Here is a 12751-nt window from a genome sequence, read left to right as displayed (position 1 = left end):
TTTCCTGCTAATTACAATACCTCGGGGGGTTAACAAAATGAAAAAACGTAAATTTGGTTTAGTATTATCTTCAGTTTTAGCGGCAAGTGCAATTTTAGGTGCATGTGGTGCAAAGGACGAAGAAAAACCTGCAAAAGACAATGCGGCATCAGGAGACAAAAGCACTGAGGAAACTTTCTCAGTAGGTATGGTTACTGACGTAGGTGGCGTTGATGACAAATCATTTAACCAATCTGCATGGGAAGGTGTTAAAGCTTACGGCGAAGAGCACAACCTTGAAAAAGGTAAAGGCTATGACTACCTTCAATCAGCTTCTGACGCTGACTATGAAACAAACTTAAACAACTTAATCCGTCGTGACTTTAACTTAGTATTCGGTATTGGTTTCATGATGGCTGATGCAATTGATGCAGTAGCAAATGAAAACCCAGACAATCATTTCGCATTAATCGATGCTGAAGTAAAAGATGATAACGTTGTTTCTGTTCTTTTCAAAGAGCAAGAAGGTGCATTCTTAGCGGGTGTAGCTGCTGCTAAAATGTCTCAATCAGGTAAAATCGGATTCGTAGGTGGCGTAGATATTCCAGTAATCAACCGTTTTGAAGCTGGTTTCGTTGCTGGTGCTAAAGCTGTTAACCCAGATATCGAAATTCAACGTAAGTACACAGGTGCTTTTGACAAAGCGGACCTTGGTAAAATCACTGCAAACAGCATGTACTCTTCAGGCGTAGATATTATTTTCCACGCTGCTGGTGCGACTGGTAATGGTGTATTCTCTGAAGCTAAAGAACGTAAAGCAAAAGACCCTAATGCAAACGTATGGGTAATCGGTGTTGACGCTGACCAATACGAAGAAGGTAAAGTAGATGACAAAACAAACGTTACTTTAACTTCTATGTTAAAAGGTGTTAATGAAGCAGTTGTAGATATTTCTAACAAAGCGAAAAATGGTGAATTCCCAGGCGGAACAACAGTTGTTTACGGTCTAGCTGAAGACGGTGTTAAACTTGCTGATTCTCGTGGTGCAATTCCAGCAGATGTTCAAACTGTAATTGATGAATATAAAGAAAAAATTGCTAGCGGTGAAATCAAAGTTCCAGAAAAAGTGGAAAAATAATTCATCTCTTAATCATCATAAGGGCTTTACAACCGCCCTTATGGTGATTTTTCAATCTATCGTTATATTTTGACTATTTCTAATACTCTGTTTGGATATATTTTATTTTTATATTATTTTTCCATATTAAAATAAGATTAGTATATTATCATAAGCTTAAGATAATGATGGTACCAAGTTAATAGAAGAAAGGTTTCTAACGATGACCTTTCCTGTATTAATTTAAATTACCCTACCTTTAGGTAAAAGTTGAATACGGGTTTTTTATTTAAAAGCGCAATCCTTTTAAATAGAACGAAACTTTGGCTGTATTGCAATAGAGGCAGGTAGAAATACACTAGAGTACAATTGTTTTAGAGAAAAATGCCTAATAAGGGAGTGACAATATTGGAATACGTGATTGAGATGCTTGGAATCCGCAAAGAATTTGGCGGATTTGTAGCAAATAATAACATCACCCTCCAACTAAAAAAAGGCGAAATCCATGCACTACTAGGGGAAAATGGTGCTGGTAAATCGACTTTAATGAACGTTCTTTTTGGTCTGTATCAGCCAGAAGGTGGAGAAATTCGTGTTCGTGGGAAAGCTGTTAAAATAACAAACCCGAATGTTGCCAATGATTTGGGAATTGGCATGGTGCATCAACACTTTATGTTGGTGGAAAACTTTACAGTAACAGAAAACATTATTTTAGGTTCAGAACCTACTAAAATGGGCGTAGTCAATATAAAAGCTGCTGCGAAAAAAGTGCAAGCGCTTTCGGAAAAGTACGGTTTAGATGTTGACCCTCATGCCAAAATCGAAGACATTACCGTTGGTATGCAACAACGTGTTGAGATTTTAAAAACGCTATATCGCGGTGCAGAAATTTTAATTTTCGATGAACCGACTGCCTCTTTAACACCGCAAGAAATTACAGAGCTTATTCAAATTATGCGTCGATTAATCGCTGAAGGTAAATCGATTATCTTAATTACACATAAGCTGAAAGAAATTATGGATGTTTCTGACCGTGTAACGATTATCCGTAAAGGGGAAGGGATTGGAACAGTTGTAACGACTGAAACAAATCCAGACCATTTAGCGGAATTAATGGTTGGTCGTCAAGTAGAGTTTAAAACAGAAAAAACGGAAGCGAAACCAACTGAAGCAGTTTTAACAGTTGAAAATTTAGTCGTAACAGATTATCGAAATATCGATAAAGTAAAAGGCCTTAACCTTAATGTACGTAAAGGTGAAATTGTTGGTATTGCAGGTATCGATGGCAATGGACAATCTGAGTTAATCGAGGCTATTACAGGCTTACGTAAAGTAAAAAGCGGTAAAGTAATGTTTAACGGCAAAGATGTTACGAACATGAAACCGCGTAAAATTACTGAACAAGGTGTGGGGCATATCCCGCAAGACCGTCATAAGCATGGTTTAGTATTAGATTTCCCAATTGGTCACAATATTGCGCTACAAACATATTACCAAGCACCAATTGCTAAAGGCTTTATTATGGACTATAAAAAAGTATCAGAAAAAGCAAATCAGATTATTAATGAATATGACGTACGTACAGGTAATGGCGAAATGACACCTGCACGAGCACTATCAGGTGGTAACCAACAAAAGGCGATTATTGGTCGTGAAATTGACCGTAATCCAGACCTATTGATCGCGGCATTGCCAACACGTGGACTTGACGTTGGGGCTATTGAATTTATTCACTCTCGATTAATCGAGCAGCGCGATAAAGGCAAAGCTGTATTGTTAATTTCATTCGAATTAGACGAAGTCATGAATGTTTCAGATCGTATCGCTGTTATTTATGATGGGCAAATCGTGGACGAGTTAAATCCAAAAGCAACAACAGAGCAAGAGCTTGGTCTATTAATGGCAGGGCAAAGTAAAAAGAGCACAAATATAGCGAAGGAGGGGAACGACTAATGTCAAATCGTGTCATTAATATACTCGTTCCTATCATCTCTATTATTATCGGTTTAATTGTAGGTGCTATCGTGATGGTAGTCAGCGGCTATGATCCAATTCTAGGATATAGTGCACTTTGGACAGGTATTTTTGGAGATTCATATTCAATAGGGAACACAATACGTCAAATTACACCTTATATTTTGGCGGGTCTTGCGGTAGCATTTGCCTTCCGTACAGGTTTATTCAACATCGGTGTTGAAGGACAATTAATTTTAGGTTGGCTAGCGGCTGCATGGGTAGGCTATGCATTTGATTTACCAAAAATTATTCACTTACCATTGGCATTACTAGCCGCAGCAGCAGCTGGTGCATTCTGGGCCTTTATTGCAGGTTTCTTAAAAGCGAAATTTAAAGTGCATGAAGTAATTGCGACAATTATGTTAAACTATACAGCGCTTTATATTGCGAACGCTGTTATTAAAAAATTGTCAGATGGTAGCTTTAAAACAGAACGCGTTCATGAATCCGCTTCATTACGTTCTCCGTTTTTAAGAGAGCTTACAGACAACTCAAGTCTTCACTATGGGATCCTCATTGCACTACTAATGGTTGTTGTTATGTGGTTCATTTTAGAAAAAACGACACGTGGTTATGAGTTAAAAGCTGTTGGCTTTAACCATAATGCGGCACAATACGCTGGTATGAGCGTTAATAAAAATGTTATTTTAGCTATGACAATTTCAGGTATGTTCGCTGGTCTTGGTGGTGCGATGGAGGCGCTTGGTACGTTCCAAAATGCATCGATTAAAGCTGGCTGGACAGGAATTGGTTTTGACGGTATTGCCGTTGCCTTACTTGGTGCCAATACACCACTTGGCGTAGTATTCGGAGCTTCATTATTTGGCTCATTAAAATACGGTGCACTTAACATGCCGAATGCTGCAGGTATTCCAGAGGAAATTGTATCAATTATTATTGCGTTAATTATCTTCTTTGTAGCGTCTGGTTACATTATTCGAGTTGGATTACAAAAGTTAAGTAAGAAAAAGGAGGGACAATAACATGAGCTTTTTAGAAATGTTATATTTCATCATCCCTTCTGCGATTCTTTATGCGACACCGTTAATTTTTACTGCAATCGGTGGTGTCTTCTCTGAACGTTCAGGTGTTGTAAACATTGGGCTAGAAGGTTTAATGATTGTCGGCGCGTTTGTTGGTATTGTTGTCAATTTAGAGTATGCACCACAATTAGGTTCTGCAACGGTATGGGTAGCTATGCTGGCTGCGGTTATTGTGGGGGGCATTTTCTCCCTACTACATGCAGTTGCGGCGATCTCTTTCCGTGCCGATCAAACGGTATCAGGGGTAGCCATTAACTTACTTGGTTTAGCTGCTACTGTATTCTTAGTGAAATTGTTTTATGATAAAGGTCAAACAGATATGATTGACGAATCGATTCGTCGCTTTGCAATTCCTTATTTAGAGGATATTCCGTTCTTTGGACCATTATTATTCCATAATGTCTACAGTACATCAATTTTAGCCTTTGCTGTAGCCATTGGCGCATGGTTTATTATTTATAAAACACCTTTTGGATTACGTCTACGTGCAGTAGGGGAACACCCAATGGCTGCAGATACGATGGGTGTAAAAGTGAATAAAATGCGTTATATTGCTGTTGTTATTTCAGGAGCACTTGGTGGTCTTGGTGGTGCGGTATATGCGCAAACAATTACAGGTAATTTCTCACATGCAACAATTGCTGGTCAAGGGTTTATGGCACTTGCTGCAATGATCTTTGGTAAATGGCATCCAATCGGTGCACTTGGAGCAGCATTATTCTTTGGTTTAGCGCAAACATTAAGTATTGCAGGGAACCAAATTCCGTATGTGCAAGATATTCCAGCAGTGTATTTGCAAATTTTACCTTATGTCCTAACGATCTTGGCGTTAGCAGGATTTATCGGTAAAGCAAATGCACCAAAAGCAAGTGGTCAACCATATATTAAAGGCAAACGATAAGTTTCAGGCAACATGTTTATTCGTTGAATTACTGGACAAAGTCGGAAGAAATGAAGCGAGTAAACAAAAGACTGGGCAAACAAGCCCAGTCTTTTGCCTTATACAGGTAACAATTGACAAGCTCATTTACACTTTTCCCATACATACTTTGGATTCTTTTTGCAATTATAGACAATAGACATGTATAGTATTTGTAGTACATTGTTATATTAAGAAAGATAGGAGGGTTTCATATGTTTAAAACAATACCTTTTGCAAAAGGTGTCAATTTGCATATCCGACAAACGACCCAATTTAAAACAGTAAATTTTTCGATTAAATGGAGAAGAGCTTTAACAGCCAAATGTGCGTCTGAACGTACGGTGTTAACAAATGTATTGCAACATAGCAATGCAAAATATACAACAACTGCTGCTTTTCGTAGTTTTTTAGATGACTTATACGGTACAGTGTTGTATTTTGATACATCGAAGCGTGGTAATGAGCATACGGTATTGATGAATGTTGAAACCGTAAATGATCAATATTTGGCTAATGCAAGTGTCTTAAATGAAGTGCTAGGCATTATGCATACGGCTATTTTTGAGCCAAATCTAGAAAATGGTGTCTTTAAAGAATCCATTGTAGAACGCGAAAAGAAAATGGTCATCCAACGTATTGAATCTATTTTTGACGATAAATCTCGTTTTGCACAGATGCGTCTACAAGAAATATTACGTCCAAATGAGCCTGCTTCTATTTCGGCAAATGGAACAGTCGAAGACATTGAAAATATTACACCAGCTTCTTTATTCGCTGCGTACGAATCAATGCTGACAAACGACAAAATCGATATTTATGTTGCGGGTGACATCAATGAAGATGAGCTTGTTGCAAAATTAAAACAGACACTACCATTTAAGGATCGTATTGCTGAGGAAATTCCAGCTGTATTGCCGCAAAAACATCCTCAAAATGATTATGTTCGTGAACAACAAGACATGAAGCAAGGAAAGCTGCATATTGGCTTTAGTACGCCAGTGCGATTTGGCGATGCAGATTTCCCTAAAATGCAAATCTTTAATGGCATTTTCGGAGGTTATCCGCATGCCAAATTATTTATGAATGTTCGCGAAAAAGAAAGCTTGGCGTACTACGCTTCTAGTTCTTATGCTTCCCATTATGGGTTGTTATTTGTCGTATCAGGTATCGAGGCGAAAAATGAAGAAAAGGCACTCAATCTGATAAAAGAACAATTGGCTGTAATGCAAGCAGGAGATATTACAGATTTAGAATTAGACCAAACAAAGGCGATGCTGACAAATCAACTAAAAGAATCGCTTGATTCTGCACGTGGTCAAATTGAAATCTTTGACCAATATAAAGACTTACCAGAGGAATTCTCGGTTGAAGCATGGGCAACGAAATGGCAAGCTGTTACGAAAGCAGATGTGGTCGAAATGGCGAAGCAAGTGCAGTTAGAAGCGGTCTATTTCTTAAGTGGAAAGGAGCAAACCGCACAATGAAAACAATTGAATTTAAACAATTAGACGAAACACTTTACTATGAAAAATTAGAGAACGGCTTAGATGTCTATATTTTACCGAAAAAAGGATTTTCTAAAACGTTTGTGACATTCACGACGAAGTATGGCTCGGTTGATCGTACATTTGTACCGCTTGGTGAATCGGAAAGTATTACAGTACCAGATGGCATCGCGCACTTTTTAGAGCATAAAATGTTTGAAAAAGAAGATGGCGACGTGTTCCAAAAATTTAGCGAATATGGTGCATCCGCTAATGCTTTTACTTCTTTCACGCGCACAGCCTATTTATTTTCTTCGACAGATAATATTTATAAAAGCACAGAAACATTATTAAATTTCGTTCAAGAGCCATACTTTACAGAAGCGACAGTCAATAAGGAAAAAGGTATTATTGGTCAGGAAATTACGATGTATGATGACCAACCTGATTGGCGCCTTTACTTTGGCACGATTGAAAATATGTATCATCATCACCCAGTGAAAATTGATATTGCAGGAACAATTGAATCCATTGATGGTATTACAGCAGATCATTTGTATACATGCTACAACACGTTTTATCATCCATCTAATATGTTGCTATTTGCCATTGGTGCTGTTGATCCCCAAGAGATGATGGCATTCATTCGCGAAAATCAAGGTAAAAAAGAGTTCCCTGAGCCAACACCAATTGAGCGTTTCTTTGATGAAGAACCAACAGAAGTTGCCATTAAAGAGCGTACATTGAATATGGATGTGCAAAAACCAAAGGTCTACATTGGTTTAAAGGCGAAAGACACAAATTTATCTGGTCGTGAAATGCTAAAGCATGAGCTGTCAGTACAAATTGCGTTAGAGTTAATTTTTGGGCGCACTTCTAGCTTTTATGAGCGCGTTTATGATGAAGGCTTGATCGATGAATCCTATGCCTTTGACTTTACGCTAGAAAAAGGGTTTGGCTTTGCGTTGATTGGCTCTGATTCAACTCAACCTGATGAATTGGAAAAAGCGATTAAAGCGGAGTTGCAAAAATTTGAAAAAGGCGCACATTTTGAAAGTGCAGACTTAGAACGTATTAAGCGTAAAAAAATTGGCTTCTTCTTACGAGCATTAAATTCAATCGAATTTATTGCCAACCAATTTACTCGTTATTCATTTAATGACATGAATTTATTTGATGTGGTGCCAGTTTTAGAAGAATTAACAATTGAAGATTTAACAACAGCGTTTACGTCTATACAAGGTGAGTCTCAACAAACCGTATTTAAAGTTTTACCGACAGAGAAGGGCGTCTAGTGAAAAAGTTTGCCCTTATATTAGGTGCATCGGGTGAGATCGGTCGTGCTATTTGCCAAAGCTTGGCACAAGACGGCTGGTCTCTCTATGTGCATTATTCAAACAATGAGCATATGGCTCAAACGTTATGCAATACGCTAGCGCGGGATTTTCCTACACAGGAATTTATGCGTGTCCAGGCAGATTTTACAACAATAACAGCGGCGCAACAATTGGCCACTCAAATTTTTAGTGTGCAGGCCATTGTCTTTGCTAATGGCCAAGCACATTATGCATTGCTGGAAGATACCACACTAGAGGATATGGATGTACTTTGGCGTGTGCATGTGCAAAATCCTATGCATTTAACTGCTTTATTATCTGCCAAACTACGTAGCCATGATGTAAGCTATGTGTTATTTATTGGCTCCATTTGGGGTGAAGCAGGTTCGGCAGGAGAAGCGCTATATGCTACAGTAAAAGGTGCTCAGCATGCTTTTGTTAAGTCCTACGCTAAAGAGGCTGCATTATCTCGCATTCGTGTCAATGCGATTGCGCCAGGTTTTATTAATACTTCGATGAATAATCATTTAAGTGATGAAGAGCTGCAATATATTTTAGACGATATTCCATTAGGAGCTGTCGGACAAACATCGGATGTTGCAGAAATGGTCCGTTTTTATCTTTCAGGTAAAGCAGATTATGTCACAGGACAAATTATTCGATTGAACGGTGGCTGGTACATATAAAATTTCTTTTTGCACATACTACATGTGTAAAGGAGGAGGAAACATATGACCATTTTAGAAAACTGGCAAAAATGGACATCTTTTTTAGGACAAAACGTTATGCAAGCTGAATCAAGTGGTATGCCAAAGAAAATGATTCAACAGGCTGCTGTCCAAATCGGCGAATATTTAGCGAACAATGTCGATCCTAAAAATGAACAAGAGCGAGTGCTGTCGGATTTATGGGGCGTTGCCTCTGATGATGAAAAACATGCATTAGCGAATTGTGTCGTAAAACTTGTGCAAAATAAACATGTACAATAAAAAAAGAGGAGAGCTACTCTCCTCTTTTTTCTATATTAAAAAGCGATAATTGCATAGAAAAGGGAACGTATGTAAGTCTATTTTCAATAGTACAAAAAAAATTAGAAAGAATTTAAAAATAACGCGTTAATTCCATGTATTCTAACTTTCCATTACATAAAAAATCAGCTATGATGGAACTTATAAAAGATTTTTTACGTTAACTAATAGGAAGGGAACGAGTGTGTTTGAGCGATTGGTACTTTGAATATGAGATTCAGGTGAATCGCCCTGGATTATTAGGAGATATTGCTTCACTTTTAGGGATGCTTCGTGTCAATATTATATCAATTAACGGTGTCGATGAAGATCGGCGTGGTATGTTAGTGCATACAGACAACGATGAAGCAATTGAACGTTTTCGTACAATTGTTTCGACAATGGAACATATCCACGTGACTAAATTTCGACAACCTAAACTTCGTGATCGATTAGCTATCAGGCATGGTCATTATATTCCTCGTGATGCAGATGAAAAGAATACCTTCCGCTTCGTGCGAGATGAACTTGGTATTTTAGTGGATTTTATGGCAGAGCTTTTTAAAAAGGAAGGTCATAAGCTAATTGGAATACGTGGGATGCCTCGTGTTGGTAAAACAGAGTCAATTGTTGCAGCAAGTGTTTGTGCCAATAAAAAGTGGATTTTTTTATCATCTACAATGATTAAGCAAACTATTCGTAATAAGCTCGCCGGCGATGAATTCAGTGACAATAATATTTTTATTTTGGACGGGATTGTGACACGTCGATCTTCGGATGAGCGACATTTGCAACTAGTGCGTGAAATGATGAATATGCCTTCTATTAAAGTAGTAGAGCATCCTGATATGTTTGTTCAGCATTCTGAATATAAGATTGAGGATTTTGATTATATCATTGAACTACGTCATCACCCTGATGAAGAAATTACTTATGAAATAATGGAAAAAAATCATATGATGTCCGAATCCGATTCATTCGGAGGATTTAATTTTTAATTTGATATTAAAGTAGGTGTTATTAGTGGCGGAATTAGGGACTCGACTGAAAGAGGCGAGACTGTCTAAAGGCTACAGCTTAGACGATTTACAAGAAATAACAAAAATTCAAAAACGTTATTTAGTAGGTATTGAAGAAGGCAATTATTCCATTATGCCAGGTTCGTTTTATGTACGAGCTTTTATTAAACAATATGCAGAGGCTGTTGGCTTAAATCCAGAGGAAATTTTAGAGACTTATAAAAACGAATTGCCAGGGACACCGAACGACCAAGTTAGCCAATCGTTGACTCAAACTTCAACAAGAAGAAAGGTGTCAAAAACCCCTTCGAATAAAATGATGGAGGCTATGCCGAAAGTCATTGTTGCTTTATTTATTATCGTTATTATCGTGGCTATTTGGGTTTTATTTCAATCTAAAAGCAACTCAGGAACGGGTGAAAGTAATGATGCACCACCAGTAATGGAGTACGATAAAAAACCAAAACCAATCGATAATGAGAAAGACAAAGAAGAAGAAGATAAAAAAGCGCAAGCGAATGCAAATAAAGACCAGAAAGACGATGTAACACCAGATGAAAGTAAAGATGATAGTAAGACTGATGAGGTTAAGCAAACGATTTCAGCAGGTACAATCGAAGCAGATGGGGCTACAACATCTTATTCTTTAACAGGTACTGATACGTTTAAAATTCGTATTGAAGTATCTGGTCCAACATTTATTGGTATTCGAGACCAACAGCAACAAGAATTACTAGCTGAAACGCGTGTCTATAACGCTGGTGAAGTGGTAGAGTTTGATGCAACAGCACAAAGCTATGCACGTATCCGCTTAGGTAATTCAACACAAGCTAAGGTGTATATTAATGACGAACTTTTAACGTACGCGCAGCAAATCGTAACGCAAAATATTGTCGTCAATTTCAATAAAGAACAGTAGTCATCTTAGGATGACTACTTTCTTTCATCATGAAAGGTGTTAGAAAAATGAACATTCCAAATAAAATTACCATCTCACGTATCTTACTTATTCCGTTTTTTGTCATTGTTATGATGTTTGATTTCGGCTGGGGAACAATGACATTATTTAGTGCAGAAATGCCAGTGCATCATTTTGTAGGAGCTCTTATATTTATTATTGCATCAACAACGGACTGGGTAGATGGTTACTATGCGAGAAAGTATAACCTTGTAACGACGTTTGGTAAATTTTTAGATCCATTAGCGGACAAATTACTTGTCTCTGCAGCATTTATTTTAATGGTAGAGCTTGATATGGCACCTGCATGGATAATTATTGTGATTATAAGCCGTGAATTTGCGGTAACGGGTTTACGTTTAATTCTTGCAGGCGGTGGAGAAGTCGTAGCTGCGAATCAGCTTGGCAAAATTAAAACATGGGCACAAATTGTTGCTATTGCAGCAGCCCTTTTACACAATACAATTTTTGTGATTTTCGGTATTCCATTCGATACAATTATGCTTTATATTGCATTGTTCTTTACATTATGGTCTGGATGGGATTATTTCTATCTAAATCGTCGTGTATTGCTTGAATCTAAATAAGAAAGGTCTTGTGGATTATGAATGCTGAAATCCTTGCAGTCGGCTCAGAGTTATTACTTGGACAAATCTCAAATACAAATGCAAAGTTTATTTCCAATCAGCTTTCTGAGTTAGGTATTAATGTGTTTTATCATACAGTTGTTGGCGATAATGCCAAGCGCTTAGAAGAAGCCATTAGCATAGCGGAATCTCGCGCAGACCTTATCATTTTTTCAGGTGGTTTAGGACCTACTAAAGATGATTTGACAAAAGAAACCATTGCTCGTCATCTTGGTTTGGATCTTGTTATTGATCAAGTTGCATTGACCTACATTGAGCAATTTTTTGCTAAACGTGGTATCGCAATGACGGACAATAATCGCAAGCAAGCGCTTGTTTTAGCAGGTAGCGAGGTGCTCGCAAATCATCATGGTATGGCACCAGGGATGATTTTGACAAAGGATCAGCATACCTACATATTGCTCCCAGGACCGCCAAAAGAATTGGAGCCGATGTTCCAATTTGAAGCGAAGCCAAAGCTTGGCACAATGCTAAATGATGGCGGTGTCATCGTATCTCATGTTATGCGTTTTTATGGCATTGGAGAAGCGGAGTTAGAAGTACGTGTGCAAGATATTTTAGATACACAAACTAATCCAACAGTTGCACCATTAGCGGCTGATGGAGAAGTAACTTTACGTGTCACAGCAAAAGCACAATCAGAGCAGGAAGCCCAACAGCTTATTCATGCAAAAGTTGCAGAGATTCGCGCAATTGTTGGCGACTTCCAATATGGCATAAATGATGATTCACTTGCTTCGAAAACAGTAGAGATGCTGCAAGACAATAATTTAACGATTTCAGCGGCAGAAAGTTTAACAGCAGGCTTATTTCAATCAGAGCTTGCCGAGATTCCTGGCGTAGGAAGCGTGCTTATAGGTGGCGTTGTAACCTATACGGAAGATGCCAAAGTAAAGCATCTTGGTATCCCGCAACAATTATTAGATAAACACGGTATTGTAAGCAGTGAATGCGCTGCAGCAATGGCTAGCGCGGTACGTGAAAAATTTGGTACATCTATCGGTATTGGTTTAACCGGTGCGGCTGGTCCTACAGCACATGACCATCAACCTGTCGGCACAGTATGGATTGGTATTGCAATAGGTGACGAAGAGCCAATAACGTATTTATTGCATTTATCTGGTATGCGCAACACCAACCGTTTACGTGCGGTTAAATTTACATTGCATTATTTAATGCAGCAATTAGAAGATCGAGGATATAAGAAACGCTTTTAGTTTGC

The 12751-nt window shown here is 38.2% G+C and carries 12 protein-coding genes; all 12 read left to right on the top strand.

Annotation, left to right across the window (positions count from 1 at the left end; all coding sequences use genetic code 11):
* Positions 1-37 precede the first annotated feature (37 nt).
* Positions 38-1117 (top strand): BMP family lipoprotein, encoded by a 1080-nt coding sequence (locus tag ACIQXI_RS11395; RefSeq protein WP_402924681.1) that lies wholly within the window; start codon positions 38-40, stop codon positions 1115-1117.
* Positions 1118-1504: 387 nt separating this feature from the next.
* Positions 1505-3049 carry an ABC transporter ATP-binding protein gene (locus ACIQXI_RS11390; RefSeq protein ID WP_402924680.1) on the top strand — a complete coding sequence of 515 codons (1545 nt, stop codon included), beginning with the start codon at positions 1505-1507 and terminating at the stop codon, positions 3047-3049.
* Positions 3049-4095 carry an ABC transporter permease gene (locus tag ACIQXI_RS11385; protein ID WP_402924677.1) on the top strand — a complete coding sequence of 349 codons (1047 nt, stop codon included), beginning with the start codon at positions 3049-3051 and terminating at the stop codon, positions 4093-4095. The genes ACIQXI_RS11390 and ACIQXI_RS11385 overlap by 1 nt, the downstream gene beginning before the upstream one ends.
* 1 nt (position 4096) lies before the next feature.
* Positions 4097-5056 (top strand): ABC transporter permease, encoded by a 960-nt coding sequence (locus ACIQXI_RS11380; RefSeq protein ID WP_402924674.1) that lies wholly within the window; start codon positions 4097-4099, stop codon positions 5054-5056.
* Between the two features lie 233 nt (positions 5057-5289).
* Positions 5290-6561, top strand: coding sequence for an EF-P 5-aminopentanol modification-associated protein YfmF (yfmF, locus tag ACIQXI_RS11375; RefSeq protein ID WP_402924672.1), 1272 nt, complete (start codon positions 5290-5292; stop codon positions 6559-6561).
* Positions 6558-7856 (top strand): EF-P 5-aminopentanol modification-associated protein YfmH, encoded by a 1299-nt coding sequence (yfmH, locus tag ACIQXI_RS11370; RefSeq protein ID WP_402924670.1) that lies wholly within the window; start codon positions 6558-6560, stop codon positions 7854-7856. Before yfmF ends, yfmH begins: the two co-directional genes overlap by 4 nt.
* A complete protein-coding gene (gene ymfI, locus ACIQXI_RS11365; RefSeq protein WP_402924668.1) occupies positions 7856-8584 on the top strand; it encodes an elongation factor P 5-aminopentanone reductase in 729 nt (242 codons plus the stop codon). Before yfmH ends, ymfI begins: the two co-directional genes overlap by 1 nt.
* A gap of 45 nt (positions 8585-8629) precedes the next feature.
* Positions 8630-8887, top strand: coding sequence for a DUF3243 domain-containing protein (locus ACIQXI_RS11360; protein ID WP_402924665.1), 258 nt, complete (start codon positions 8630-8632; stop codon positions 8885-8887).
* 227 nt (positions 8888-9114) lie between these two features.
* A complete protein-coding gene (locus tag ACIQXI_RS11355) occupies positions 9115-9903 on the top strand; it encodes a DUF3388 domain-containing protein (protein WP_402924662.1) in 789 nt (262 codons plus the stop codon).
* A gap of 16 nt (positions 9904-9919) precedes the next feature.
* Positions 9920-10843: a helix-turn-helix domain-containing protein gene (locus tag ACIQXI_RS11350; RefSeq protein ID WP_402924659.1), complete on the top strand. Its 924-nt coding sequence runs from the start codon at positions 9920-9922 to the stop codon at positions 10841-10843.
* Between the two features lie 47 nt (positions 10844-10890).
* Positions 10891-11469 carry a CDP-diacylglycerol--glycerol-3-phosphate 3-phosphatidyltransferase gene (pgsA, locus tag ACIQXI_RS11345; RefSeq protein WP_402924657.1) on the top strand — a complete coding sequence of 193 codons (579 nt, stop codon included), beginning with the start codon at positions 10891-10893 and terminating at the stop codon, positions 11467-11469.
* Between the two features lie 17 nt (positions 11470-11486).
* Positions 11487-12746: a competence/damage-inducible protein A gene (locus ACIQXI_RS11340; RefSeq protein WP_402924655.1), complete on the top strand. Its 1260-nt coding sequence runs from the start codon at positions 11487-11489 to the stop codon at positions 12744-12746.
* The last annotated feature ends 5 nt before the right edge of the window (positions 12747-12751 follow it).

It is taken from the genome of Lysinibacillus sp. NPDC097195 (genome assembly GCF_044762075.1).
In the GTDB taxonomy this organism is placed as follows: domain Bacteria; phylum Bacillota; class Bacilli; order Bacillales_A; family Planococcaceae; genus Lysinibacillus.
Note: the sequence above shows the minus strand (reverse complement) of the source record. Positions and strands in the feature narration are given on the sequence as shown.

Coding starts and splice junctions, on each gene's coding strand:
- ACIQXI_RS11360 (WP_402924665.1), top strand. CDS start 8,630: ATGACCATTTTAGAAAACTGGCAAAAATGGACATCTTTTTTAGGACAA.
- yfmF (WP_402924672.1), top strand. CDS start 5,290: ATGTTTAAAACAATACCTTTTGCAAAAGGTGTCAATTTGCATATCCGA.
- ACIQXI_RS11340 (WP_402924655.1), top strand. CDS start 11,487: ATGAATGCTGAAATCCTTGCAGTCGGCTCAGAGTTATTACTTGGACAA.
- pgsA (WP_402924657.1), top strand. CDS start 10,891: ATGAACATTCCAAATAAAATTACCATCTCACGTATCTTACTTATTCCG.
- ACIQXI_RS11385 (WP_402924677.1), top strand. CDS start 3,049: ATGTCAAATCGTGTCATTAATATACTCGTTCCTATCATCTCTATTATT.
- yfmH (WP_402924670.1), top strand. CDS start 6,558: ATGAAAACAATTGAATTTAAACAATTAGACGAAACACTTTACTATGAA.
- ACIQXI_RS11395 (WP_402924681.1), top strand. CDS start 38: ATGAAAAAACGTAAATTTGGTTTAGTATTATCTTCAGTTTTAGCGGCA.
- ACIQXI_RS11380 (WP_402924674.1), top strand. CDS start 4,097: ATGAGCTTTTTAGAAATGTTATATTTCATCATCCCTTCTGCGATTCTT.